Source organism: Rarobacter incanus (assembly GCF_006715765.1).
GTDB classification, from domain to species: Bacteria; Actinomycetota; Actinomycetes; order Actinomycetales; family Cellulomonadaceae; genus Rarobacter; species Rarobacter incanus.
The window spans coordinates 1,162,166-1,188,252 of record NZ_VFNV01000001.1; the positions used below are offsets into that span (position 1 = coordinate 1,162,166).

Here is a 26,087-nt window from a genome sequence, read left to right on the forward strand (position 1 = left end):
ACACCTGGTTGGCCGACAATCGGACTAACCAATAATCTGTGCAAGGAGACCGCAGCCACTATGCGCGACATTTTCGAAGCCGAGCTCACCCAGTTGGGCGACAACTTGGTCCAGCTTTCCGAACGGGTCAATACCGCAATTTCGGCGGCCGGCACGGCGCTCTTGACCGCCGACGTGGCGCTCGCGCAGCAAACGATTTCGGAGGACGACGCGATCGACGCGCTGGCGCGCGACACCGATGATCGCGCCGTGCTTCTGCTGGCCCAGCAGGCGCCCGTCGCCACGGACCTGCGCGTGGTCGTCTCGACGCTGCGCATGAGCGCAACCCTCGAGCGGATGGGCGACCTGGCCCAACACATCGCGCAGGTCGCTCGCCGTTCGTATCCCCAATGCGCGATCCCCGAACCGGTGCTTCCCGTCTTCAAGGCGCTGCACCAGTCCTCGGTGTCGCTTGCCGAGCGCCTCACGCGCCTGCTGGAGACGCGGGACTTGCTCGAAGCCAATGCGATCGAACGCGACGACGACATCATCGATGACCTGCACCACGACACTTTTTCTGCCCTGCTCAACCCGAACTGGGCGGGCACCACGCAAGAAACCATAGACATCACTTTGGTGGGGCGGTACTACGAGCGCTTCGGGGACCACGGCGTCTCGATCGCCCGCCGAGTGATTTACCTGGTGACCGGCACGGATATAGCGCACGTCTAGGGTAGGCAAGAACAGGGGTGTGGGTGGCGAACCGGAAAGTTCGCCACCCACACCCCTGTTTTTTGTTGCTCTATGCGGGCCGAGTTCTTACTTCTTGCCCTGGTTGGCGACGGCCTTGATTGCCTCCGCGGCCGCGGCCGGGTCGAGGTACTTGCCGCCAGGGTTGACCGGCTTGAAGTCCTCATCCAGTTCGTAAACCAGCGGGATGCCGGTCGGAATGTTCAGACCGGCGATGTCGTCGTCCGAGATTCCGTCAAGGAACTTCACGATCGCCCGCAGCGAGTTGCCGTGCGCGGCCACCAGGACGGTCTTTCCCGCCTTCAGGTCCCCGAATACTTCTTCTTTGACGTAGGGCAGCGCGCGCTCAAGGACATCCTTGAGGCATTCGGTCCGCACCACGGGAGCGTCCGCGTACCGTGGGTCGGTGTCCTGCGAGAATTCGGAGCCGAGCTCGATTTCGGGCGGCGGGACATCGTACGAGCGACGCCAGAGCTTGAATTGCTCCTCGCCGTACTTCTCCAGCGTTTCGGCCTTGTTCTTACCCTGCAACGCACCGTAGTGACGCTCGTTCAGGCGCCAGTTGCGCTTGACGGGGATCCACAGGCGGTCCGCGGCATCCAACGCCAGGTTGGCGGTGTTCATCGCGCGGCGCAGCAGCGAGGTGTGAACGACGTCGGGCAAAATACCCGCATCCTTCAGCAATTCGCCGCCGTGCTTCGCTTCCTCGCGGCCCTTGTCGGACAGCGCTACGTCAACCCAGCCGGTAAACAGGTTCTTTGCGTTCCATTCGCTCTCGCCGTGGCGGAGCAGCACAAGCGTGTATGTCATGGGATCCATCATGCCGCATCTCGCGCTATTCGTGATGGGCCGACAGGCCTAACTTCCGGCGAATGCACGCCCAGGTGGCGAACCTACGGCTCCGCCGCGCATGCGACTGCCGAAAGGCGAGCTCCCGCCGCCCGCCTGCCGCGCCGCTCGATCGACGAAACGCGGGCGCAAGCGATTATCCAACGCGGGCTTGGGAACGAGCGCTGCGCGCACCGTTGTACAGGGCAAGGGTGCGTTCCGCCATGGATTCCCAGGTGTAGGTCTCCGCATGGCGGCGCGCCGCGGACCCCAAAGCCGCCAGTTGTTCCCTGTCCGCTAGCAGGTTCCGCATCGCCAAGGCCCAGCAGCCCGGGTCGTGGCTACCGACGACCTTGCCCGTGCGGCCATCGACCACCACCGAACTAAGCCCCCCCGCACCCGAGGTGAGCACCGGGGTGGCGCAGGCCTGCGCTTCCAGCGCCACCAGTCCAAACGTTTCGTAGTACGAGGGCACGACGACCAAGTCGGCCGCGCGATAGAAGGCGGCGAGCGTGCGCTGCGCGACGGGATCGTGCCAGATCACCTCGGCTCCCAATCCCAGCTTCTCCACCAGCTTCTTTAGCTTTGTGCGCTCGTTGTGACCGCTCGAGTCCCCGACGATGACGAGGGCCGGCAGGGGCTGCGATTCCAGGCCCGCGGCGATCCAGTCGCGCCACTGCGCGAGCGCCCTCACGACCACGTCGGCGCCCTTGAGCGGCTGAATGCGACCCGCGAACAGGACGACCGGCCGCCCGGGCGCCACACGCCATTCCTCCCGCGGTCGCGTGCGCGGCGCCAATGCCGTGGGGCTGAATGTTCGCACGTCCACGCCCGGCGGGATGACGCTGACGCGACCCGGTTCGGCGCCATACATCGAGATCAAGTCCTGCGCCTCGATTGGCGTCGACGCAATCAGCCGATCGGCTTCGGCAACGACCTGCTCCTCGCCGACGATCCGGCCGACCGGCTCCTTGCTCGCCTTCGGCGCCAAATTCGCGTTCTTCGCGAGGGCAAGTGTGTGCATGGTGTGTATCAACGGCACGGACCACCTGTCTGCCGTCAACCATCCGGCCATTCCAGAGAGCCAGTAGTGCGAGTGAACCGCATCGAACCGGTTGGCGGGCAGCCCCGCCTCGTACCGCAGGACCCCGGCCGTGAACGCACACATCTGTCCGGGCAAATCGCGCTTATCTAAGCCCTCGTAGGGACCTGCATCGATGTTGTGGAGGCGCACCCTGTCGCCGACGAGTTCGGTCGCGTGCAGCTTCGCGCTGGTGCGACGCGTGAAGATGTCGATGTCGACGCCGCGGCGCCCCAATGCCAGAGCAAGCTCGCGCACGTAAACATTCATGCCACCGGCGTCGCCGGTGCCCGGCTGCGCGCTCGGCGACGTGTGCGCGCTGATCATCGCGATTCGCATCGAAATCGATTGTTCCCCTTCAAGCTAGAAGTCTCGTGCGCGGAAGTGGTCCGCCCCCGTGCGATCCGGGCCATCCCCCGCGCTTGCGCGCACCGGCCGGGTTCGCGTGGTTGGCCCTACCGCGGCGCGCCCGCCGCAAGAGGCACGGCGCAATGCGGGCGAGTTCCCGCCCCGGGCACGCGGGGGACAAATGGCCCACGACATTTAGGACAAAGGAGGCGCACCATTGAAGCATGCCCGATTCTTCATCAGCCGGCCACACATTCTCGTTGAGCGCACTGAGCGATCTGTTGAGCGACAAGGACCAAACCCCTGCGGTTTCGGAACAGGAAGCCGCGCAGATCGCCGACGACACAATCGTGTGCTGGTGCAATAACGTTTCCGCTGGTGAAATCCGTCAAGTCCTTGCGGACGGAACCGCGACCGACCTGGAATCCGTCCAGCGATGCACGCGCGCAACCGGCGGCTGCGGCAAGTGCTTGGCAACAGTGACCGCAATAGTCGAATGCGAGCTGCACCGCGCGGGGCGCTGAGCCCGTCCGCGCAGGCCCGCCGCCACCTGACCCCGCCGGACGCGAAAAACGGGCGCCATACGGCCGCCGCACCGCCCCGGCAAGCGCACCAACGAGCACGATCCGCGATCGCGCAACCCCGCGCTCAGTGGGCGTCGAGGTAGGCCTGCTGCATCTCCGCCGAAATGCGCCCGCGCGCCGACACCTGGTAGCCGTTGTCGATGAGCCAGGTGCGCATGTCGGAGGTGTTGTTGCGGCCCTCGACCCGTCCGGCACGCTTGACCGCCTGCCCCTTGTTGACCCGGCCCACCCGGCGCGCGTGGCGAATCCACACAGCGATACTGTCGCGCAGTCGCGCGGCGTTTTCATCATTCAAGTCGATCTCGTAGGCGGTGCCATCTAGCGCAAATGAAACGGAACCGGTGGCCGGGCCGCCGTCGATGTCGTCTTCGAGAACAACCTGCACGCGCTGCGCCATGATATATACCTTCCCCTGAAAACAGTTATCGGCTCGATATTATCAGAATTGCCATTCGCGCAAAGCCCCTAATGCGACATTCAACTTTCCGGATGTGAATCGCGACTTTCCGAATTCGCCTTTTCTTCTTCTAGGCGATCCAACTCGCGCAGGTATTCACGCTCACGCCGATCGGCGCGCATGACGGCACGAATGACAAAGAAGAAAATAGCCCCAACGCCGATAGATGGCGCAACGGTGCTAAAGATTGCCATCGCTGTGCCCATGGGTTCAGCCCTGCTTTCGTGGTACCTAGTTGGCCGGTTTGACCAGCGGGAACAATACGGTTTCGCGGATGCCAAGGCCCGTCAGCGCCATCAGGAGGCGGTCAAGGCCCATTCCCATGCCCCCGCTCGGAGGCATTCCGTATTCCATCGCCGTCAGGAAGTCTTCATCCAGCGCCATGGCCTCGTCGTCACCCGCGGCAGCGGCGCGCGCCTGTGCCTCGAAACGTTGCCGCTGAATGACCGGATCGACCAATTCCGAATAGGCGGTAGCGAGTTCGAATCCGCGCACGTACAGGTCCCACTTTTCGACCAATCCTGGAACAGATCGGTGATCGCGGGTGAGCGGCGACGTTTCCACGGGGAAGTCGCGCACAAATGTCGGCGCGAACAACCCGTCACCGACCCGATTCTCCCACAATTCCTCGACCAGTTTTCCGTGCGAAACCTTCGCGGGATCAATCTTGATCTCGAAGGAATCGGCGAGCTTTAGGAGGTGAGAAACGGATGTTTCTGGGGTGATTTCTTCACCCAACGCTTGCGAAAGAGAACCATACATTGTTATGTGGTCCCATTCGCCGCCCAGCTCGTAGGTCGTCCCGTCTGGAAGCGCTACTTCGGTCGTCCCCAGCGCGTCTTTTGCGGCCTGCTGAACCAGGTCCTGTGTCAGGGTCGCCATGGAGTTGTAGTCGCCATAGGTCTCGTACGCTTCGAGCATTGCAAACTCGGGTGAGTGCGTCGAATCGGCACCCTCGTTGCGGAAATTCCGGTTTATTTCGAAGACGTTGTCAATGCCGCCCACGACGGCCCGCTTGAGGAAGAGCTCCGGGGCGATGCGCAAGTACAGGTCGATATCGAACGCGTTCATGTGCGTGACGAAGGGCCGCGCGGCAGCCCCGCCGTGAATTGTTTGCAGCATCGGCGTTTCGATCTCCAGGAATCCACGCCGCCTAAAGTTGTCGCGCAGCGATTGCACGACGGCGGGGCGCAGGCGCGCCATCTTCCGCGCACCCTCACGCGCGATCAGGTCGACATAGCGTTGCCGAACGCGCGATTCCTCGCTCAGGTCCTTGTGAAGAACGGGCAGGGGGCGCAGCGACTTCGCCGCAATCTGCCAAGAATCCGTCATGATCGACAGTTCCCCGCGCCGGGAACTGATCACGCGGCCGTGCACAAACAGGTGGTCGCCCAGGTCCACCATCGCCTTGAATTCGTCCAGCGAATCCTTACCGACGATCGCCTGCGAAAGCATCGCTTGCAGGCGGTTGCCGGCCCCGTCTTGCAGGGTGACAAAGCACAGCTTGCCGGCGTTTCGCAGGAACACGACGCGCCCCGCGACCCCGGCCTCGTCCGCGGTCTCTTCGCCGGTTTCCAGGTGGCCATACTGCGCGCGGATCTGCTCGATGGTGTGCGTGCGCGGCACCGCGACCGGGTACGCCTGCTTGCCATCGGCCAGCAGGCGATCTCGCTTGTCGCGGCGCACCCGCATCTGCTCGGGCACGTCCTCGCTTTCGTTGGGCGCAGGGTTCTTTTCAGCGTTCGGCTTGGAAGTCACGATGTGATTCTATCTTTCGCACGTGGGGGTCTTGGATTCGGGTGGGGTATATCGCGGCCGGGGCACCCCACGCAGGCCGGATTCTTGGAGCGCGGGCTCACGCTACAAAATCGAGGCCGATATCGACGATCGGGCTCGAATGCGTCAGCGCACCCACGGACAGATAATCGACTCCCGTTAGCGCGACCTCGCGGGCGTTGGCCAGGGTGAGCCCGCCGGTGGCCTCCAACTCGACCCGCCCAGTCGTTTGCTCTTCGGAGCGGATCGCAGCGACGGCCTGGCGCATCGTGGCCACCGGCATGTTGTCCAGGAGCAAGAACCGCGCACCCGCGTCGATCGCCGCGAGTGCCTGCTCGACGGTGTCCGCCTCGACCTGGATATCGACATCGGGTTGGTGTGCGCGAACAAGCGAGATGGCCCGCTCGATGGATCCCGCTGCCGCAATGTGGTTGTCCTTGATCATGGCAACGTCGTAGAGTCCCATGCGCTTATTCGTGCCGCCGCCGGCGCGGACCGCATATTTGTCCAGCTCGCGCATGGTTGGCATGGTCTTGCGGGTATCGAGCACCCGCGCGCCGGTACCCGCGAGCGCGTCGACCCACCGCCGGGTGGCCGTCGCAACCCCGCTGGCCCGCGACAAAATGTTCAAGATCGTGCGTTCCGCGGTCAGCAGCACGCGTACCGGACCCTCCATCCGCACCAGCTCGGTTCCAGCCTCGACGAGGTCCCCGTCCGCCGCCAGCAACTCCACCGCAACCTGCGCCAGACCGAAGCGCGCCTGCACATCCGCGAGCGCGAACTCGATTACTTGCAGGCCTGCGACAACGCTGGGTTCGCGGGCCACGAGCACCGCCTGGGCGCGCTGCGCGGAATCGAAGATTGCGGCGGTTGTCACGTCGCGCCCCGCGGGCGGAACGCCCTGCAGGTTTCCGGTCGCGGCAGGCGCCACGCCCAGGTCCTCGTCCAACGCGTTCCTGGTGAGGTCCTGCAACCAGGAGGGGCGGCACTCGTCCATCATCAACATTCCCTTTGCTAAACGTTAGGTGTGCTCTAGAGGTTGGGGCGCGCCGCTAGCCGGCGCACGCCGCGAGCGTGGAGGTCAGGGGCGCGTCATGCAACTGCAAGGCCCCGTCCGCGGCGAGCGAAAGCACGATGCGACGACCCCACTGCGGGTCGCGCTGCGGGAAGTCCGTGCGAAAGTGCCCCCCACGGGATTCGGCGCGGGCGAGGGCGGCGGCGGTCAGCGCGATCGCCCCGCCCAAAATGTTAGAGGTTTCCCACTCCGCGAACTGCGGATGCGCGACGACGTCCTCGCGGGCGTGCGCGTCGATCGGCACATGGGACAAGGTGCGCAGTGCGGCAGCGAGCGAGTCGCGGCTGCGGACGACACCGGAACCCGCCGTCATGACTCGCTGAATTCGCGACCGCGCGGCACCCGCCACCAGTCCCGAGGACCCCTCGCGGGGCGCGGGGCGCAGGCGCGGCAGTTCCCCGCCATCGATGCGCCGGACGATGTCGGCGGCGGCGCGGCGGGAAAACACCAGGCCCTCCAGCAGTGAGTTGGATGCCAGCCGGTTGGCGCCGTGCACCCCCGTGCAAGCGCACTCGCCCACCGCATACAGCCCGTCGACGCTGGTGCGACCGTTCGTATCCGTTAGGACCCCGCCCGAGTGGAAATGCTGCGCGGGGGCCACCGGGATGAGATCGTTGCCGATGTCGAAACCGGCCTCCCCCAGCCTTTCGCTGATGGTGGGGAACCTGTGCCGCAGGAACGCGGCGCCCAAATGACGGGCGTCCAGCAGCACGTGATCGGCGCCCGTCGCGGACATTGTCCGCACGATCGCGTGCGAGACCACGTCGCGCGGGGCCAATTCCGCGAGCGGGTGCACCGCCGGCATGAAACGGGCCCCGTCCACGTCCAGCAGGTAGGCTCCCTCGCCTCGCACGGCCTCGGAAATGAGCGTCAATTGCCCGCGCGCTCCCGATCCCAGCCACAGTACGGTCGGATGGAATTGCACGAATTCCAAGTCCGCGAGTTTCGCGCCGGCCCGCAGCGCGGCGCCGATCCCGTCCGCCGTTGCCTGGGATGGGTTTGTGGACGAGGTGAACAACTGGCCGATCCCGCCGGTCGCTAAAACAACCGCGCGCGCGTGGATAGCACCGATGCCGTCGCGGGTTCCCTCGCCCACGACGTGCAAAGTCACCCCGCACGCGCGCCCCCGGTCGTCGGTGAGGACGTCGATCATTTGCGCGTGTTCGATCACCTCGATGCCGGGATGGGCCCGCACCTGCTCGATCTGCGCGGCCAACGCCCGGGAGATCTCTGCACCGGTCGCGTCGCCACCGGCGTGGGCGATGCGCGATGCATGGTGCCCGCCCTCCAGGCCGAGCAGCAGTTTCCCGTCATCGCCGCGATCGAAGGCGGCACCGCGAGCGACCAGGTCCGCAATGGCTTGCGGTCCCTCGGTAACAAGGACATCGACCGCATCCGGGTCACACACCCCGACGCCAGCCACCAACGTGTCCTCCAGGTGCGCCGCGGCGGTGTCGCCGGGATCCAGCGCGGCCGCGACCCCGCCCTGCGCCCACACGGTGGAACCCGAGGAAAGCACGGTCTTGGTCAGCAGCACGACCTTCCCGACCCTGCCGCATAGGTCCAGGGCCGTCGTCATTCCGGCGACTCCCGACCCGATTACCACCACGTCCGCATTCGTTATCCATCCCGGCGCGGGTGCGGCCAAGGAGGTCGGCAGGATCAGGCGTTCGCCATCCGCACCGGCAGCGCGGCGCGCCGCGGTGGCGGGCGCCGGAGGCGTCCCCGTTCCGGGTAGCTCAGCGGCGGGAAGCGGGGCACTCGTCCCCGAATTGTTCACTGCATGCCCCCGGGCGCCGCGTTGGGAATCGCGCTGGTGCGCAGCCCCGACCCGGGCGGGGCCTGCCCGGCGTCGGCGCCCGTGTCGGCGATCGCGTTGGCGCCGTCAACGAACACGACCCGCGGCCGGTATGTCCGCGCCTCCTGGTCGGCGAGCGAACCGTACGCAATGATGATCACCACGTCTCCCGGCCGGATCAGGTGCGCGGCCGCGCCGTTGACGGCAACGATCCCGCTGCCCGCCTCACCCGCGATCGCGTACGTCGTCAGGCGGGCGCCGTTCGTCACATCGACGACATCAACCTGCTGCCCGACCAGGATGTCGGCGGCGACCAGGAGGTTCTGGTCGATGGTGATGGATCCCACGTAGTCGAGGTCAGCGTCCGTGACGGTTGCGCGGTGGATTTTGCCCACCATCATGGGGCGTATCAAGGAAGTCAAGGTCATCCTTCTCTCACAGTACCGGGGTGGGGCGCGCCCGGGATCGGGTGCACCCGGTGCCCCAGAATCGGACGCGTGGGCTCCGTCTCGGGCGGCGCTGCGGGGGTGCCCCCGTGGCGGGCAGACCGCCGCGGGCCGTCACCGGCGGGCGGCGCCATTTACCTGCACCAGCTCATTATCCAGCAGCCGCGTTTCCCCGACGCGGGCGGCAACCAGGACGCGCAGCGGCCCCACGTAGTCGTCGGGGACCTCCCCCAGTGTCTCAGGTTCGCGTGCCACCGCATAGTTCACGGTGATCCGGTCGCCTTGCGCGAGCACGTCGCGGGCGGCGCGCGCAATCCGACTCGGCGCGGCTCCTGCGGCGGCCGCCTGCCGCGCGGCCTCCAGGCTGCGCGGCAGGCGCAGCCCCAGATCCCGCTGGGCGGGGGTCAAGTACGCGTTGCGGGAGGAAAGCGCCAGGCCGTCGGGGTCGCGAACGATGTCCGCCGCTTCGATCGACACCGGCATGGCAAGGTCGCGCACCATGGTGCGGATTGCCACGAGTTGCTGCGCGTCCTTTTGCCCAAAGATCGCGTGCGTCGGTGAGGTGAGGTTTAAAAGCTTTGCGACGACGGTGAGCACCCCATCGAAGTGCCCCGGGCGGACCGCGCCCTCCAGTATCGTTCCCAGCGGCCCCGCACTAACGGATACCTGCGGCGGGCCCCCGGGATACATTTCGTCCGCGCTCGGCGCGAACACGACCTCGACGCCCTTGCCGCTGAGCGCCTCGACATCCGCGGCAAGCGTCCGCGGGTAGGAATCGAAGTCCTCACCCGCGCCGAATTGCAGCGGGTTCACGAACACGGTGACGATGACGTGGTCCGCCAGCCCGCGCGCCTTTGCAACCAGGCTCACGTGTCCGGCGTGCAGTGCGCCCATGGTCATCACCACGGCCACGGACCCCGTCATCGCGGCGCGGGCCGCGCGCAGGTCCGACCGCGTGTGCACGACGAGGGGGCGATCGCCTCGCGTGGTCTCGCCGTGCGTCGCTTGCTCGAAGTGGGCAATCATCAATACCCTTCTAACTTTCGCTCGGAGTTGAACCAAGTACATCCAACACGGCCATCAGGCCGCGCTCGCTGAGCCGCCCGGCGCGGAACGCGCGCAGGGCGGTGGACCGCGCCATCGTCAGGTACGCGTCCGCCAAATCCGTATGTTCGCTGGCCCGCATGACGTCCACGTGACCAGCAAGGGTTCCCACGTCCGCACGCACCGCCGGACCCGTGACCGCCAGCATCGGGTCGGCGCCATCGGATGCGTACCGCAACGCCCCCTCCACGCTCGCGTGCACCAGGTGGGACAACAAGGTGCCCGGGTTCTCTATTCCCGCCGCGCGCAACACCTCCGTTGCCTGCGAAACCAGCGTGACTGCGTGGTTAGCCGCGTGCGTCAGCGCCGCGTGGTAGGCGACGCGGGCCCGAGGATCGACGACCACCGGCTCGCCACCCATCTCGACGACCATCGCCTGCGCGATCGGCAGGAACGGGGCGGGCGCCGTTACGGCGAATGAGGTCCCGACCATTCGCCCGATATCGATCGAAGTGCCGGTGAACGTCATCGCGGGGTGGATCGCCAATCCGATCGCGCCCTGCTTGGTGGCGGGTTCCAGGATATCCAGCGCGTGCGCTCCCGACACGTGCACGACGATTTGACCGAGCTGCCACCCGGTCGTCGCGGCCAGTCCCGCAACCAGATCAGCGATCGCGTCATCCGGCACGGCAAGAAGCACCACCTCACAGCGCTCAACCACCTGCTGGGCGCTGAGCAAAGGAACGCCGGGCAGCATCGCTTGCGCGCGCTGGCGCGAATCATCGGATCCGGCATTAATCCCAACGATCGAATGCCCGGCGGCGCGCAGCGCACTACCCAGCACCGGACCGACGCGGCCCGCACCGATGACGCCAACCCCCATGCGCCCCGGTTTCGGTGCGCGCGATTGGACCGATTCCGTCACGCGTCCGCCCCCCTGGGGGCCGGTGCTAGCACGGGCGTTGCGCCCGCATCGGCCGTCCCGGCAAGACCCGCGGCGTATCGCGCCGCGGCATCGCGCAAGCGGGCGGCATCCCCGGCATCGAGGTGATCCACCGCGCTGTCCACCGGGCCGCCAACCATGTGGAACGTCACCGAGGCCACGGACTTGCGCCTGTCAAACATCCCGGCCGTGACCGCCACGGACTGGCAGTGACGCAGCCAGATCACTGCGGCGGAGCGGAGCACTCGTCCGCTGCGAAGGTACGCAACGTCACCATCCAAGAAAACCCCGCGCCGCGCGTAATCCAGTGGATCCCAGCGTCGCACTCGCGCCGGAATCCCCACGAAGGGGTCCGCGGGGTCCGCGCGCCGGCCCAGCATCGCACGCTCCAGTGTCTGCGCGGCCGCACCGGTGAACCATTGATCGTTCAGCGCCGCCAAGAATGCCGCCACCTCCGCGCGCGTTGCCAACGGCAGGAGCTCCACGTCTGACTTTTCCGACCCGTAACCGGCAATCGTTGCCTTGACGTCCCACCAGCCGAAGCAGCGGTGAAGCGGGCCTTGGGTGACCGCGAGCGCGTGAATGCGCTCGACCGGGACGGTCTGGGTGACGTGATCGGTGAGCCCCCGGCTTACGCGGACAGTCGCCGCGCCTGCCGCGCCGCCCGGCATTCGCACCGCAACGTATCCGAAGTTCTTTGCGACCTGCGAATACATGTTCGATCCCAACGCAACGACGAGGCCCACCAGCGCCACCAAGCTCATCCACTTACCGGTTACGACCCCAAACGAAACCGTCGCCACGATCACCAGCAGCGCGACCACCGTGCCGACGCTTGTGGCCGCGCCCGCGATGACGCGGCCGGTGGGGATGGCGACGATCGGGGTCGCGTCGTGGGGGTGCTCGCGCGGTGCGCCCTGGGCAGGAGCGGCGCAGGCGATCTCGTTTCCGGACACGGCAGCATCCTGCGGCAACGGGTCCATTGCCTCAGGCGCAATCGCCGCGGCCGGAGCGTTGACGAGAGTGCGCGCCTGCGGGTCGGCGGGGCGCGGCGCGGGGGCAGCGCCGGGAGCGGGGGCAGCGCCGGGAGCGGGGGCAGCGCCGGGAGCGGGGGCAGCGCCGGGAGCGGGGGTTCCCGGTCGCGATTGCAGCAACTCCTCGCGGAGCTGCTGGGCCCGCGGATGCGAAAAGAACCCGAGTTTGACCTCGGAGTCATCCCCGCCCGCGGTCTCAATGCTAAGTTCGGCCAGGCCCAGGATTCTGGCGCCGAGCGGCCTGCGGATGTCTATCGCTTCGATGCGGTCCAGGACCGCGGTGACGTGGGAGCGGAAAATGATGCCGCTTCGCACGTGCAAAGATCTGTCATCGATCGCGTACTGGTAGCGCCACCACGACAGGTACATGCCGCCAATGATCACCAGCAGCGCCGCGCCTATCGCACCCCACAGGTAGGCGTTGGCCAGCAGGCGCAGAAAGTTCACGTCCTGCCCGCGCCGGGATGCGTCTTCGAAGTAGTCCACGACCTGGCGCACAACGAACGCCGCGATCGCCAGCAAGAATATCCACACCCTGACCAGGGGTGATGCCGAGTGGACCCGATGCCAGACCGGTTCGCTTTGGGGCGGGGACGGCGCGGCTGCCGCGGGTGCCCGATCCGCCGCGCGGGTGGTATCCGTCATAGCTTGAGCATCCGCGCTTCACCCGCCGCCGTCAGGTGATCGCGCAGGGCCGCGGCGCGGGCGGTCGGTATGCCGGATATGCCGCCTTGCGTTTGCGATGAGGCCGTCGCGATTGTGACCGATGACAGCCCTGCCCGCCGCAGCCAGGGTCCCGACGCAACGTTCACCGTCTGTATCCGGCCATAAGGAATGACCGTGAGGGTGCGCAACATGACGCCTTCCCGGATGACCAGGTCGTCCTCGCGGCACATGAACCCGAATGCCCGCACGCGGCGCGGTATCAGCGCCGCGTTGACGAGCGCCAGCGCCACCACACCCCCCGCGATCGCCCAGATCCACCACCGACCGAAGATGATGGCGAAGATCACCGGAATCAGCGCAATCACCAGGAATGCCGCGGCGGCACCGAGTTGCTTTATCGTACGCATCGCTGGTGCCAGCGGCTCCCAGGTCCCCTGCACGTCGAAGGGGTCATGCCTGTTGTCGCTGGCCATGGGCGTCCTCTCCCTGCGTGCCTTCGGGTGGCGGGATTCGCCCGAACCGCTCGGTGATGTAACCGGCCGCCGCAAGAACGGTCGCGCACAGGGCGGCCACCGCGGCGCTCACCAGGCGCGCGCGCTGCGGCTCGATGCCAATGTCGCCCAGCGCGTAGAGGGCCTGCGCGCCGTACCAGCCCGCCAGCATGGCGCCCGCGTGACTGGCGGCCTTTCCCAGCACCACCATGCGCGCGGCCCGCAAGCCGGTTAGGCCCGGGCGGTTGCCGCGCAAGTACGATCGCAGCGTCAGCCCGGCGACTATCACCACCGCCGCCAGCAGGAGTTCGATGCCGGCCACCAGGTACGAAACCGCAGGCAGCCTGATTCCCCGCGCGGCCAACGCCATGAGCAGGGCAAAGGCAACCAATCCGACACCGGCGAACCAGGCCAGTAGGTGCGCGACGCGCGTGGGTTTCATGAAAGCGCCTCGTGGCCCACCGGCCACACCGTGTCCGCGGTCGGGAGCGTGTCGGTCGCGAACCAGTCCAGGGATAGTGCCTTGACCCCGAAACGGTCGGGCGCCAAGGCGGCTAGCTGCTCGATGGTCTGCCCCGATTGCGGGTCAAGCACGGCCGTGGGGTCCAGATGCGCCCACGGGAGCAGCACGAAGGCGCGTTCGTGTGCGCGCGGGTGCGGGATCGAAAGGTCTGGTTCCTCGATCACGAAATCGTCGTAGGCGATGATGTCAATGTCTAGGGTTCGCGGCCCCCATTGCACGTTGCGTTCGCGCCCAAACATCTGCTCGATGGAACTGGTCAGCATCAGCAGATTCGCCGGAGAATGGGTGGTCACGATCGTGATGACGGTGTTGAAATAGTCGGGTTGTTCGACGGGTCCCCCGACCGGCGCGGTCCGCGCCAACGGCCCGACTCCGGTGATCGCAATGTTCGGCAGCATCGAGATTTCGCGAATGGCCTGGCGCAAGGTGCCGGCGGCGTCACCGACGTTCGCGCCCAGCGCCAACACCGCGGGCACCGGCAGGCTCGGCTGGTACGACGAGGCGGTGTGTATGACGGGAGTCGGCGCGCTGACGCTGCGGCGCACGGGCAACGCCTGATCCTCCCGCGCTTGCGAGGGGGCGCCCAAAGGCGCGGGCGTGACCGGATCGATGGGCGAATCGATCGACGAGGCCTCCGCCTCCCGCGCTTGCGAGGGGGCGCCCAAAGGCGCGGGCGTGACCGGATCGATGGGCGAATCGATCGACGAGGCCTCCGCCTCCCGCGCGGCCCGCTGCCCGTCGACGGGGGCGTCGGCGATGGCCACGAGGTCTGCCCGGGTGCGCCGCACCGTGAGCGTCACGTCGTCGAAGGGCACGGGTATCGGCGCGGAGGGCTTGTGGATCGTTATGGTTGCCGTATCGACCGCGTGGTAGCTCAGCACGACCGCGGCGAGGTGGGCCGCGAGCGATTCGATCAAGTCGAAGCGGGTTGCGGCAACCTCGCCGGCCACTCGTTGCGCGATGATTCCGTAGTCGGCGGTCAGTGACAGGTCGTCTCGCATGGCAGCTTGTCGCGTGTCAAGCCCGATTTCGACGTCGACGACGAATTCTTGACCGTCGCGCTTTTCGGATTCCAACACGCCATGGAAGCCGTAGGCCCGGATCCCTGTGATTCGGATCAGGTCGCCCATCGGTTGACTCCTTCATTCTCGGACGCGCCCGCCGGGGATGCGGCACGCCATTGCTCACCTATCGCTACTGCGTCCGCCGTGCTGGCAACATCATGTACCCGCACGCACCACGCGCCCCCTATCGTAGCGAGTGCGCTCACCACAGCTGTCGCCAGATCGCGATCCGCGGGCGGCCGGGCGGCGCCGCCCGGGATCACCTGCGCCAAGAATCGCTTGCGAGACGCCCCCACGAGCACGGGGAACCCCATGTCCCGCAGTTGCTTGAGGTGAGTCAAGAGCGGCCAGTTGCTGGCACCCTGCTTTGCGAATCCAAGGCCCGGATCGATGGCCAGCAGGCCCGTGTCGGCCCCCGCATCGACATAGGCTTCAATGCGGCCGCGGAGCTCGCCTACCACCTCGGAAACCACGTCCTGGTACCTATCGTGCCGATCCATGTGCGGGGAATGAGCCCGCCAGTGCGAGAGGATGTACGGCACGCCCAAATCGGCTACCTGCGATAGCATCCGGTCGTCCGCCAAACCGCCCGACACGTCGTTGATGATCGCGGCGCCCGCCTCAACTGCCGCCGCGGCCACCGCGGATCGCATGGTGTCTATGCTGACCGGCACGCCGTTTTCGGCGAGCCTGCGAACAACCGGGATGACCCGCCGAAGCTCCTCGTCGACGGGAACCCGTTGCGCGCCGGGGCGCGTGGACTCGCCGCCGACATCGATGATGTCGGCTCCGTCCTCGATCATCTCCGTGGCGTGTGCCACGGCGGCCTGCGCGTCGATCCACCTGCCTCCGTCGGAGAACGAATCGGGCGTGACGTTGAGGATGCCCATGATCTTGCAGGGCGCCGGCGCCAAGAGCGCCGCCACCGGGGCTGCTGCGTTATCGGTGGATTCCACCCATCTACTGTAGGTCAGGTCCGGGACCACAACGTGGGATAGGTCACGCTTGAAGTGGACCCGGCGAAATCGGGATGAAAGTCTCACAGTGGACGCAAGCCGCCACACTAACCTCGAACTAATCGAGCGCTACAAGCAACACACCCCAAGGAGACGATCATGGGCAACTACGATGACCTGACACCAGCCGAGCAATCCTGGGCCGTGGCCGACGAGGCACGCGGGTACATTGCCAATGTCGCAATGGATCCACTGGACGTCGATGCCCTTGAAGCGCGCGTGCGCCGCGCCAACCACCTGGTCGAGCCGGCAATCGTGTTGGAACTCATCAGCCTCTTGCGCGAGGCGCGCGCAAACTAATACCGGTGCGTGCCACTGATTAGCGCGCAGTGAGGGCTGGGAGGCCGCCAAGGGGCGACCTCCCAGCCCTCACTGTCTGCAACGGAAAACAAACCCGGCACCGCTCGCGCCTACCCGGCGCCCCACCCGTGCCGCTGGCGGGGCCCGCCGCGTCAACCGGTGGGCGGCTAATGCGGGCGGCTAACGCCCGTGGATGAGTCCCATGACCTCGGCGCGGGTCGCGGGGTTGCGCATTTGCCCACGCACCGCCGAGGTGACCGTCTTAGCCCCGGGCTTGCGGACGCCGCGCATGGACATGCAAAGGTGCTCGCATTCCAGGACGACCGCGACACCGCGGGGGTGCAGGTATTCCACCAGCGCCTCGGCTATTTGCGTGGTCAGCCGCTCCTGGACCTGGGGGCGTTTCGCGTACACGTCCACCAACCGCGCCAGCTTGCTCAACCCGGTCACGCTGCCCTGCTCCGAGGGGATGTACGCAACGTGGGCAACGCCATGAAACGGCACCAGGTGATGCTCGCAGGTCGAATACACCGAAATGTCCTTCACCAGGATCATTTCGTCGTGATCGATATCGAACACGGTCTCCAGCACGTCCGCGGGGCTCTGCCCCAATCCGGCGAAGACCTCTGCGTAGGCGCGGGCGACGCGCTGCGGGGTTTCCCGCAGCCCATCGCGGTCCGGGTCCTCACCGACGGCCAGGAGTATCTCCCGCACGGCGGCGGCGACCCGCTCGGTGTCGACTGCCATCACTTGCCGTCCGGATCCGTGGGCGGCAGGAACGGGTTGCGTCCCTCCTCGGCCGGCTGCTCGTGGGGTTCCGAATCGGAGCTGCCGCCTCCCGCCTCGCCCGGTGCAACGGTTCCGGCGCCCGCGGGCGAATCGGCGGGCCCGGCGGTCACGGTGTTCGCGGCGGGCGTTGCGCCCGCCTGCCCGGCCTCCTGGTGGCGCCGATACGCCTCGAGTACCCGCGCGGGCACCGCCACGGGTCCGCGCTCGGCCGATCGACCCTCGCCCGACGACCAGGGGGCCCGCGGCGGATTCTTCACCACTGGCGCAAAGACCGTGGCGATCTCGGCCTCGCCAAGCGTCTCGCGTTCCAGCAGCTCGGTAACGAGCGTGTCGAGCACGTCGCGGTACCGGATCAGGATGTCGCGCGCTTCGTCGTGGGCATTCTCAACGAGGCGGCGGACCTCGTCATCGATTGTCGTTGCAAGGGCATCGGAATGCGCCGAGCTTCGCCCCATGTCGCGGCCGAAGAACGGTTCGGTCGACTCATCCGACAGTTTGACCGCGCCCACCGCGGCGGACAGCCCCCATTCGGTGACCATTTTGCGCGCCGTGTTGGTCGCCTTTTCGATGTCGTTGGCCGCACCCGTGCTGGGATCGTGGAACACCAGTTCCTCCGCCACACGCCCGCCCATCGCGTACGCCAGTTCGTCGAGTAATTCGTTGCGGGTCTTCGAGTACTTGTCCTCCGTGGGCAAGACCATCGTGTACCCCAGCGCCCGTCCGCGCGGAAGGATCGTCACCTTTGTCACCGGGTCGGCGTAATGCGATGCCGCTGCCACCAGCGCGTGCCCGCCCTCGTGATAGGCCGTCACCAGGAGTTCGTTGGGGTTCATCACCCGGCTGCGCCGCTGCGGGCCCGCGAACACACGATCAATGGCCTCGTCCAGCGCCCGGTCGTCGATCAGGTTCGCACCCGAGCGGGCCGTCAGCAAGGCGGCTTCGTTCAACACGTTCGCCAGGTCGGCACCGGAGAATCCCGGCGTCCGGCGGGCGACGGACTCCAGGTCGAGCCCGGGCACCATGGGCTTGCCCTTTGCGTGGACTTCCAGGATCTTCAAACGCCCCTGCATGTCGGGCGCGTCCACCCCGATCTGGCGGTCGAAACGCCCCGGCCGCAAGAGCGCGGGGTCCAACACGTCGGGGCGGTTCGTCGCCGCGATCAAGATGACGTTCGTGTTGCTATCGAATCCGTCCATTTCGACCAGCAACTGGTTGAGGGTCTGTTCCCTTTCGTCGTGGCCACCGCCCATGCCCGAACCGCGCTGGCGACCGACCGCATCGATCTCGTCCACAAAAATGATCGCGGGTGCGGATTCCTTCGCCTGCTGGAACAGATCGCGAACCCTCGACGCCCCCACGCCGACGAACATCTCGACGAAATCGGATCCGGAAATGGAGAAGAACGGCACGCCCGCTTCGCCTGCTACAGCGCGGGCCAGCAGGGTCTTACCCGTTCCCGGCGGGCCGTACAGCAGCACGCCCTTGGGGATGCGCGCACCGACGGCCTGGAATTTCGCGGGTTCGGCCAGGAACTCCTTGATCTCGCGGAGCTCATCGACCGCCTCGTCGGCGCCCGCCACGTCGGCGAACGTCACCTTCGGCATGTCCTTATCGACGAGCTTGGCGCGCGACTTGCCGAACTTCATCACGTTCGCCCCGCCGCCCTGCATCCGCGACATCAGGAAGTAGAACAGTGCGACCAGGATGATAATCGGGAACAAGAGGGTGAACAACGAACCCCAAATGCTCGTCTGCGGTACCTCGGAGTTGTATCCCTTCGCCGGGTTTGCCGTCGCAACGGCTTGCGCGATCGTGTCCGCCTGGGGCGCCGCGTAGTAGAACTCGACGTTCTTTCCCAGTGCCTTGTTGTCCTTGGTGAACGCCTGGGTGAGCTCCAGTTCAACGCGCTGATCGCCGTCGACGATGGTTGCTCGCTCAACCGTGGTCCCCTTGAGCAGCGTCAGCCCATCGGACGTGTCGATCTGCGCGACCGGCGTGCGCGTGAAGATAGACAACGCGATACCCAAGATGGCAACGCCGAGCAAAATCCACAGGCCCGGACCCGAAAAGAATTTCTTCATAGTGCGCTAGAGGCTACGCCCCTGGCTCCCTTCAATACTCCAAGTAAATTCGAGTTCCCAAACTACCGCGGCAACCCACGGATTTGCTGTGCGATGAGACCGATTTCGCCACGGGCGTGGAACCGCTGGCCTTTCCTGGGGCCGTTACCCGCCGTAAACCTCGGGCTTGAGGGTGCCCACGTAGGGAAGGTTGCGGTACTGCTCGGCGTAATCCAATCCGTATCCGACCACGAATTCATTGGGGATATCGAAGCCGACGTAGCGGACATCCACCTCGACCTTCGCGGCATCGGGTTTCCGCAGCATCGTTGCAATTTCAACGGATTCGGGCCCCCGGCTGCGCAGGTTGGCCACCAACCAAGACAGGGTCAGACCCGAATCGATGATGTCCTCGACCACCAACACGTGGCGGCCGTGTAGGTCGGCGTCCAGGTCCTTGAGGATGCGCACGACCCCGGACGACTTGGTGCCGGAGCCGTACGAGGACACGGCCATCCAGTCCATGCTCACCGGAATAGTCAGGCGGCGTGTGAGATCCGCCACCACCATCACGGCACCCTTGAGGACGCCCACGACCAAGACGTCCTTATCGGCGTAGTCTCGCGAAATATCGGCCGCGATCTCGTCGAGACGCGCATTGATTTGATCGGTTGAGAGCAAAACATGCTCGATGTCGTTGTCCAGAGAACCGTTTGACACGGCCTGACTCCTTCGGTGGTGGTGGTTATTGTCGTGATTACGAGCCGAAACCCGCGTTCGAACGCGTGAACACTAGCGTGCCACAGTCGCGGGCAGCGAAGACACTTCCGGGCAGCGCCACGGGGCCCTGACCGTGCCAGTTTTCGATGAGCTGCGCCAAGGAACGCACGTGGTTGTGAGTCAAAGAACCCGGGCGGGCACCCGCGGCGATGGCCAAAGTCCGCAAGGCACGACCGACGAGCGCCCCGTGCGCCCTTTTCAACTCCGCCGCATCGGCGGTCACCACCGGCATGTCCCCCGCGCCCCCCGCGCCCGGTTCCGACTGCGCGGCGGGGCGGATGCGGGCGGCCGCCGCCGCGCGTTCCACCAGGCGTTGCGCCTCTGCTTCGAGGTAGTCCGCGTCGGCGCGCAGCAGGCTCGCACTGCGGGCCAGCGACCCCGGAACCTCCGCGCCCAGCACGTCGATCAGCGCTGGCATGGCGTGCGCGCGCAGCCGCGAGCGCACGGGGTCACCCGCGGTTCCCGCATTCGTTGGGTCGATCCAGTATTCGATTCCCAAGAATTCGCACGCCTGCTCGGTTTGCCGCCGGGTGATGCCAAGAAAGGGGCGGTGCCACAGGCCGTTGACCGCGCTCATGCCCGCCAACGACCGGGCGCCCGATCCGCGCGCCAGCGAAAGCAGGACGTTTTCCGCCTGGTCGTCCAGGGTGTGACCCAACATGATTGCCGTGGCACCCGCGGCGTCGGCGGCGGCCCGCAGCGCCCGGTAGCGCGCGGTGCGGGCCCGCGCCTCGGGGCCCCCGCCGCCGCCAGCCTGGACCGCGACAGCCTGGACCTCCACGGGCTCTAGACCAAGGTCGGTGCACTGTTGCGCCGCCCGCCGCGCGACCTCGGCGGATCCCGCAAGCAGCCCGTGATCGACGATCACGGCGCCCGCCCGGTACCCGCGGTGATCCGCGGCGTTGCGGGTGGCGGCGGCCAGCGCCAACGAGTCGGCGCCGCCGGAGCACGCGACCAGCACGGTGGATCCTTGCGGCAGCGCCGCCAAATGCGATTCGACTGCCCGGCGGGGGGCGTCCAGTGGTGTCTTGCGTGCCATGACTCAGCTGGGCACTCGCTCGAGCCAGGCAGCGGGGTCTGTTATTTCCGTTGCGGTCGGAAGCGTTTGCGGGCCGCGCCACGCGGCAGCAATGCCATCCCTGCCCCGCGCGGCTTGCACCGCTGAAACAAATGCGGCGCCGCTGCGGTACTGCTCGAGTTTCGCCTCCATGCCCAGCAACCGGGCGATGACCCTGGCCGCGCCGGTGAGGCCATCTCGTCGCTTCTCGAAACCGCGGCGCAGGTCGGCCACCGTGGGAATGAGATCGGGGCCGACCGCATCCATCGTGACGTCGGCGTGCCCCTCCAGCAGCGACATGATCGCGGTCACCTCCGCCAGTTTCACGCGCTGGTGCGGCGAGAGCATCCCCTCCATGAGCCCGCCGCCCGCGGTTCCCCGCACGCTCGAGACCAGCGCCCGCGCGAAGCGAGTAGTCATGATCGCGCCGTGGGCCACGGCCGCGACCCCTTCGATCACTGGATTGGTTGATTCATCCGTATCCGCGGGCCGCGCGGGTGAAGTGATGCCGGCGATCAGAGCGATAAAGTGCTCGACCAGCCAAGGGGCCGCCCGGAACTGGGCCGCGTGGGTCAGTTCGTGCAGGCAGACCCACAGCCGGAAGTCGGTGGGATCGGCGTCCAGCACGCGCTCCGTCGCCGCCATGTTCGGTGCAATGAGGTATAGCCCCGGCCGCGCCCCGTAGGGGTCGAATTGCCCGAGCACCCGGCTCGATAGCAGCGCGAGCATCCCGGCGGCCTCGGCGGTTGCAACCGACCGGGCTGCGGGGCCCGCGGGCGCGCCCGCGCCCAGCAGCGGCGAGGACAGCCGCGACATGGCCGAAGCGTTCCCTCGCGCCCAACCGGCGCGATCCACCACATGCACTGGCGCTCCCGGGCCGCCGCCATCGAGCAGGCCCGACAAACCCGAATACTCGACCGCGGGAGCCCACGCCTTGGCCGCCTGCACCCGCAGGTCATCTGTGAGCGCCTGCATCTCGGTCGCCCGCAGGTGGGGTCCCGGTGGCGCAATGCGCCCCGCCGCCCGCGCGGCCATATTCCAGTCCAACGGCGCAGACCCCCCGCCGCCCCCGCTCATCCGGTGAGCCCCGAAACGAAGTCGTCAATGCGTTTTCTGCTGGCCCAGGTGCTCGGCGATTTATCTGCGATCAAAACGAAATTCAGTGGGCGCTGGGTCTTGGTCTGGACGGTTCCCGCCAACGCCACCACCTTCGGAAGGGTGCCCGTCTTAGCCCGCACGTTGCCGCGAGCTTGTTCGCTCGTCATGCGATCGGCCAATGTCCCGGTCCATCCCGAGATCGGCAGCCCGGCCGCCGCATCGTGGTAGGTGCCGTCGCCCGGGGTCGCGAGCGCCGTCACCGCGGCGAGGAGAGTGCGCGCCGTGACCTTCGAACCGTCCGCCAGCCCCGAGCAGTCCGTCAGGTGCGCCTTTGAAACGTCGATCCCCTGCTCACCCAACGTCGCAAGAACCGCCTTGGTGGCACCGTCGAACGAGGCGGGGAGGCCTCGTTGTATTGCCACGAGCCGTCCCACCACCTCGGTGATCGTATTGTCCGAGTGATCCAGGAAGTAGCTCACGATCTGCTCGATTGGTGCGGAATGCACGCTGCCGAGCTCGGTCGCATCGGCGCCGGCCGTGACGCGCGTCGGGCCGCCGGTGACCGTTATGCCCTTTTCCGCGAGGCGCTTGGCGAATACCTTCGCCGCCTCCAGGTCCGGGTCGTTGTACCGCGGGGCGTATTCGCCTTCCTTCATCCTGCCCGTATCGACGGCGAGCGGCACGACGGGCGCCGCGTAACCCTCTGCGGGCGATTGCGACCACACGCCGTGCGTATTCGAGTCAAAGAGGGACGAGTCGTACCCGACCGTGACCTCCGTATCCCCAGCGGTGGCTAGCTTCTGCGCAACCTGGGTGGCCAGGTCCCCCAATCCGGCGCGACCGTTTATTTCGGTGGGCTTTCCCTTCTTCGCGGACAGCATCATGTCGCCGCCGCCCACGATTACGACCTGCGTGGCACTAGCCTGGACAACCTTGGTCGTAAGCGTGGAGGTCGGGTCAAGCGAGTCGAACGCGGCGACCGCGGTCAGGATTTTTTGGGTCGAGGCCGGCGTCATCGGTTTGTCGATGTTCTTCGCAGCGATGACGTCACCCGTGACCGCGTCGGTGACGACGGCCGCGAAGGACTTGCCCATCGCGTCCTTGTCGTCCGCCAATTTCGCGATGCCTCCGGCGATATCCGCCGTGGTCTTGGGCGTGCTGCTCGTCGCCCCGGTGGGGGCTGCGGCCAGATCCGTGGCTGCAACCGCACCGGGTGGGTCGGGAAATGCGGCGGCCGCGGCGGGCGGCGGATCCGTGGTTAAGTAGCCCGGGACAAGCCCGGTGGCGTCCGCCCAAAGATACGTTCCCGACAGCACCACGACCAGCACAAAGACGGTCGCGCCGAGGCGTCTTTTGCGTTTCCTGCTCGCCATCGTGGTCAAACTTCCTTCGAAGATGCGGGATTCCGGGCGCCTACACGAGTTGCCGCGGGTGCCCAGGGGTTCAAGCGTAGCCTGTTGCATTCAAGCGGGGCCCGCACCCGCCTGCCGCGTCGCGCCCCCTGCTACACGTTTTCGGCGCTGCGCCGCCACACCAACCCGCGCAACGACCACCCCACCGCCACACCAACCCGCGCAACGACCACCCCACCGCCACACCAACCCGCGCAACGACCACCCCACCGCCACACCAACCCACGCAAGTGCGTTGCCATCAGCGCGCTCCAACAGTGGGCGGGCTCTCCCCGGGCGCCGCGCTCAGGCACGCCCACTGCGATCGCCCCCTCGCGCGGGCGCGGACAAGTTGTCTAAGTGGTGTTTCGATTCGTGTTGTTTGCGAAATTTCGGGCATGATTGGGGGATAAATCGGCAACGCGCGGGTCCCTGCGAACCGCGCATTCGGAGGGCGAGCGACCAGTGGCACTTGAGTTTGACGTGACGATAGAGATCCCCAAGGGGCAGCGCAACAAGTACGAGGTTGACCACAAGACCGGCCGCATCCGCCTCGATCGCATGCTCTTCACAGCAACCCGGTACCCGGATGACTACGGGTTCATCGAGGGCACTCTCGGCGAGGATGGGGACCCCCTCGACGCCCTGGTGTTGCTGGAGGAACCGACGTTTCCGGGCTGCCTGATCCGCTGCCGAGCGCTGGGAATGTTCCGGATGCGAGACGAATCCGGGGGCGACGATAAGGTGCTGTGCGTTCCGACCGCCGACCAGCGCGCGGCTTGGCGGCAGGACATTGACGACGTTTCCGACTTCCACCGCCTAGAGGTGCAGCACTTCTTCGAGGTCTATAAGGATCTGGAACCGGGCAAGTCCGTCGAGGGCGCCCACTGGACCGATCGCGCCGAGGCGGAGAAGGAAATCGAGCGCTCCTTCCAACGCGCCATCGATGCCGGGTACTACATCGGGCACGACGAGCGCTGACCGCCCGCGGGGCTTTTAGTTCGGGCGGTGAGCCTAGGCGGCGGAAAGCCTTCGCTTCCCCGCTCGTGCGGTTGTTAGACGCGCCCCGCGTACGGCATGATTCGCGAGTATCGAACCGATGTTATTCGCACCGTCAAACCGGGGCGGGGCGCTTCGATCATTTGCCCACCACCGATGTACATCGCCACGTGCGTGATTGATTGCGGATCGGTGGGGTCGCTGCCCCAGAACAACAGGTCGCCGGCCCGCATGTCCGCCATGTTGATCTTCTTGACCTGGACGTACTGCGAGCGCGAGGTGCGTTGCAGGCTGACGCCCGCGGTGCGCCACGACGTCATCGTCAGACCCGAGCAGTCGTAGGCGTTCGGTCCCGTAGCTCCCCACCCGTAGCTGATTCCGAGCTTGGTCTTGGCGGCCGCCACGGCCGCCTTTCCCTGGGCCGCCGTCGACACGGACGTTCCGGTACCGAGCAGGTCGCCCGAGCCGGAGCCTCCACCCGATCCGGATCCCGACCCGGAACCGCTGCCCGAACCCGAGCCACTGCCCGACCCGGAACCAGACCCACTGCCCGAACCCGAGCCGCTGCCCGACCCGGAACCAGACCCACTGCCCGACCCGGAACCAGACCCACTGCCGGACCCGGAACCACCGCCCGAACCCGAGCCAGACGAGGATCCCGCACCGGTGCCGGATGAAGACGACTTCGCGGAGTCCTTCTTCTTCGCCTTCTTTCTCGCGGCCTTTTCGGCTTTCTCGCGTGCGGCTTGTTCCTCGGCCTGCTGTTGCGCCGCGGCCTGGCGGTCTCGTTCTTCCTTCTCGCGCTTTTCTTGGGCCCGCTGCGCCGCCAACTCGCGCGCGGCCTCTAGTTCGGCCTGCCGCGCTTTCTCCGCTGCGACCGTTGACTGCTGGATCTGCGCCAGTTCAGCGATCAACGAATCGCGCTGAGATTGCGCATTCTCTTGCAGCCGCTGCGCCTGCTCTTGCTGATCTTCGGCGTCCGCGAGCGCGTCCTGCGCGGCCGCCTCCGCGGCTTCTTCTTGCTCGACGGCCTTCAACGCCGATTGCGCCAGCGTTTCCGCAACCACCGTGTCTGCCTGGAACTGTTGGACCGCGCGCTGCGACTTGTCACGCACCAGGTCCTGCGCCGACGCGACCGCGACGGCCTCGTCGAATTCATCGGCATTGAGCAACGCCTGGACGGTGGACGCACCGTACCCAGAACGCGCGGTATCGCGCACTATCTCAACGAGGTTCTTGCGCGATGCCTCGCGCTGCGCATCTGCCTGGTCGCGGCGTTCCTGGGCTTCCTTCGCCGCGTTCTTGGCGTTCTGCAGATCAACGGTAGCTTGGGCGTAGTCCTCCGCCGCCTTAGCGACCGCATCCCACGCATCGTCCACGTTGGAACTCAGTTGCGCGATCTGGGCGTCCAGCGCGGACACCTGGGTCTTGACCGAAGCGCCCTGTTGCTGCAGCGATTCGAGCGATTGGCTCGGATTCGGCACCGCCTGCGCAAGGCCACCCGTCGCGAACATGGCGAAGGCGGCACCGGCCGCCGCCACTGCGACGCGGAGCGAACCGCGGGAACGTCCGTTTTTCCTGTTCGCCATGATTCTCCTGCGGGCCGTGTGTCGAATGGTGATACTCCACCGCCAACTAGGCTATACAACTTTGCTCACTTTGGAAACAGATTCACCACCAGTCACACTAGTAACATCCCGAACCGTACGC

At 66.6% G+C, this 26,087-nt stretch carries 26 protein-coding genes; 4 read left to right on the top strand and 22 right to left on the bottom strand.

Annotation, left to right across the window (positions count from 1 at the left end; genetic code table 11):
* Positions 1–60: 60 nt before the first annotated feature.
* Complete coding sequence (phoU, locus tag FB389_RS04965) at positions 61–711, top strand: phosphate signaling complex protein PhoU (protein WP_142111641.1); 651 nt, start codon at positions 61–63, stop codon at positions 709–711.
* An 87-nt stretch (positions 712–798) separates the two neighbouring features.
* Here the strand turns inward: phoU and FB389_RS04970 are convergent, their stop codons facing one another.
* Positions 799–1,539 (bottom strand): phosphoglyceromutase, encoded by a 741-nt coding sequence (locus tag FB389_RS04970; protein WP_142111642.1) that lies wholly within the window; start codon positions 1,537–1,539, stop codon positions 799–801.
* 175 nt (positions 1,540–1,714) lie between these two features.
* Positions 1,715–2,977, bottom strand: a complete 1,263-nt coding sequence (gene mshA, locus FB389_RS04975; RefSeq protein ID WP_142111643.1) for a D-inositol-3-phosphate glycosyltransferase — start codon at positions 2,975–2,977, stop codon at positions 1,715–1,717.
* Between the two features lie 233 nt (positions 2,978–3,210).
* Here mshA and FB389_RS04980 point away from each other — a divergent pair, with 233 nt between their 5' ends.
* Positions 3,211–3,510: a (2Fe-2S)-binding protein gene (locus FB389_RS04980; RefSeq protein WP_142111644.1), complete on the top strand. Its 300-nt coding sequence runs from the start codon at positions 3,211–3,213 to the stop codon at positions 3,508–3,510.
* A 124-nt stretch (positions 3,511–3,634) separates the two neighbouring features.
* Here FB389_RS04980 and FB389_RS04985 read toward each other — a convergent pair whose 3' ends face one another.
* The 13 genes from FB389_RS04985 to folP all read right to left on the bottom strand — a co-directional run bounded on the left by FB389_RS04985 (position 3,635) and on the right by folP (position 15,843).
* Complete coding sequence (locus FB389_RS04985; RefSeq protein WP_142111645.1) at positions 3,635–3,967, bottom strand: histone-like nucleoid-structuring protein Lsr2; 333 nt, start codon at positions 3,965–3,967, stop codon at positions 3,635–3,637.
* A gap of 80 nt (positions 3,968–4,047) precedes the next feature.
* Positions 4,048–4,233: a hypothetical protein gene (locus FB389_RS04990; protein ID WP_142111646.1), complete on the bottom strand. Its 186-nt coding sequence runs from the start codon at positions 4,231–4,233 to the stop codon at positions 4,048–4,050.
* 25 nt (positions 4,234–4,258) lie between these two features.
* Entirely contained in the window at positions 4,259–5,719 is a 1,461-nt protein-coding gene (gene lysS, locus FB389_RS04995; RefSeq protein ID WP_142113557.1) for a lysine--tRNA ligase, read from the bottom strand.
* A 163-nt stretch (positions 5,720–5,882) separates the two neighbouring features.
* Positions 5,883–6,803: a carboxylating nicotinate-nucleotide diphosphorylase gene (gene nadC / locus FB389_RS05000; RefSeq protein WP_142111647.1), complete on the bottom strand. Its 921-nt coding sequence runs from the start codon at positions 6,801–6,803 to the stop codon at positions 5,883–5,885.
* Positions 6,804–6,855: 52 nt separating this feature from the next.
* Entirely contained in the window at positions 6,856–8,544 is a 1,689-nt protein-coding gene (locus tag FB389_RS05005; RefSeq protein WP_142113559.1) for an L-aspartate oxidase, read from the bottom strand.
* A gap of 110 nt (positions 8,545–8,654) precedes the next feature.
* The gene (gene panD, locus FB389_RS05010) at positions 8,655–9,098 is read right to left on the bottom strand and encodes an aspartate 1-decarboxylase (RefSeq protein ID WP_142111648.1); all 444 of its coding nucleotides are present in this window, start codon (positions 9,096–9,098) and stop codon (positions 8,655–8,657) included.
* Positions 9,099–9,236: 138 nt separating this feature from the next.
* Entirely contained in the window at positions 9,237–10,148 is a 912-nt protein-coding gene (panC, locus tag FB389_RS05015; RefSeq protein WP_142111649.1) for a pantoate--beta-alanine ligase, read from the bottom strand.
* A gap of 10 nt (positions 10,149–10,158) precedes the next feature.
* Entirely contained in the window at positions 10,159–11,091 is a 933-nt protein-coding gene (locus tag FB389_RS05020; RefSeq protein WP_246043526.1) for a Rossmann-like and DUF2520 domain-containing protein, read from the bottom strand.
* Positions 11,088–12,788, bottom strand: a complete 1,701-nt coding sequence (locus tag FB389_RS05025) for a PH domain-containing protein (protein WP_142111650.1) — start codon at positions 12,786–12,788, stop codon at positions 11,088–11,090. Before FB389_RS05025 ends, FB389_RS05020 begins: the two co-directional genes overlap by 4 nt.
* Entirely contained in the window at positions 12,785–13,282 is a 498-nt protein-coding gene (locus FB389_RS05030) for a PH domain-containing protein (protein WP_142111651.1), read from the bottom strand. The genes FB389_RS05025 and FB389_RS05030 overlap by 4 nt, the downstream gene beginning before the upstream one ends.
* Positions 13,260–13,742: a DUF3180 domain-containing protein gene (locus tag FB389_RS05035; RefSeq protein WP_142111652.1), complete on the bottom strand. Its 483-nt coding sequence runs from the start codon at positions 13,740–13,742 to the stop codon at positions 13,260–13,262. Before FB389_RS05035 ends, FB389_RS05030 begins: the two co-directional genes overlap by 23 nt.
* The gene (gene folK / locus FB389_RS05040) at positions 13,739–14,953 is read right to left on the bottom strand and encodes a 2-amino-4-hydroxy-6-hydroxymethyldihydropteridine diphosphokinase (protein ID WP_142111653.1); all 1,215 of its coding nucleotides are present in this window, start codon (positions 14,951–14,953) and stop codon (positions 13,739–13,741) included. The genes FB389_RS05035 and folK overlap by 4 nt, the downstream gene beginning before the upstream one ends.
* Entirely contained in the window at positions 14,941–15,843 is a 903-nt protein-coding gene (gene folP / locus FB389_RS05045) for a dihydropteroate synthase (protein WP_246043527.1), read from the bottom strand. Before folP ends, folK begins: the two co-directional genes overlap by 13 nt.
* 159 nt (positions 15,844–16,002) lie before the next feature.
* Here folP and FB389_RS05050 point away from each other — a divergent pair, with 159 nt between their 5' ends.
* Positions 16,003–16,203: a hypothetical protein gene (locus FB389_RS05050; RefSeq protein WP_142111654.1), complete on the top strand. Its 201-nt coding sequence runs from the start codon at positions 16,003–16,005 to the stop codon at positions 16,201–16,203.
* A 180-nt stretch (positions 16,204–16,383) separates the two neighbouring features.
* On the opposite strand, the gene folE is transcribed toward FB389_RS05050, so the two are convergent.
* The 6 genes from folE to dacB form a co-directional block, all read right to left on the bottom strand.
* Positions 16,384–16,950 carry a GTP cyclohydrolase I FolE gene (gene folE / locus FB389_RS05055; protein ID WP_142111655.1) on the bottom strand — a complete coding sequence of 189 codons (567 nt, stop codon included), beginning with the start codon at positions 16,948–16,950 and terminating at the stop codon, positions 16,384–16,386.
* On the bottom strand, positions 16,950–19,073 hold the full coding sequence (gene ftsH, locus FB389_RS05060; protein WP_142111656.1) for an ATP-dependent zinc metalloprotease FtsH: 2,124 nt from the start codon (positions 19,071–19,073) through the stop codon (positions 16,950–16,952). Before ftsH ends, folE begins: the two co-directional genes overlap by 1 nt.
* A 144-nt stretch (positions 19,074–19,217) precedes the next feature.
* On the bottom strand, positions 19,218–19,772 hold the full coding sequence (hpt, locus tag FB389_RS05065; RefSeq protein ID WP_142111657.1) for a hypoxanthine phosphoribosyltransferase: 555 nt from the start codon (positions 19,770–19,772) through the stop codon (positions 19,218–19,220).
* Between the two features lie 37 nt (positions 19,773–19,809).
* A complete protein-coding gene (gene tilS, locus FB389_RS05070) occupies positions 19,810–20,871 on the bottom strand; it encodes a tRNA lysidine(34) synthetase TilS (RefSeq protein WP_142111658.1) in 1,062 nt (353 codons plus the stop codon).
* A gap of 3 nt (positions 20,872–20,874) precedes the next feature.
* Positions 20,875–21,924, bottom strand: a complete 1,050-nt coding sequence (locus FB389_RS05075; protein ID WP_246043528.1) for a zinc-dependent metalloprotease — start codon at positions 21,922–21,924, stop codon at positions 20,875–20,877.
* Between the two features lie 38 nt (positions 21,925–21,962).
* Positions 21,963–23,360: a D-alanyl-D-alanine carboxypeptidase/D-alanyl-D-alanine endopeptidase gene (gene dacB, locus FB389_RS05080; RefSeq protein WP_142111660.1), complete on the bottom strand. Its 1,398-nt coding sequence runs from the start codon at positions 23,358–23,360 to the stop codon at positions 21,963–21,965.
* Between the two features lie 483 nt (positions 23,361–23,843).
* Between dacB and FB389_RS05085 the strand changes: the two genes are divergently transcribed.
* Positions 23,844–24,359 carry an inorganic diphosphatase gene (locus FB389_RS05085; protein ID WP_142111661.1) on the top strand — a complete coding sequence of 172 codons (516 nt, stop codon included), beginning with the start codon at positions 23,844–23,846 and terminating at the stop codon, positions 24,357–24,359.
* Positions 24,360–24,433: 74 nt separating this feature from the next.
* Here the strand turns inward: FB389_RS05085 and FB389_RS05090 are convergent, their stop codons facing one another.
* On the bottom strand, positions 24,434–25,966 hold the full coding sequence (locus FB389_RS05090; RefSeq protein WP_142111662.1) for a C40 family peptidase: 1,533 nt from the start codon (positions 25,964–25,966) through the stop codon (positions 24,434–24,436).
* Between the last annotated feature and the right edge of the window lie 121 nt (positions 25,967–26,087).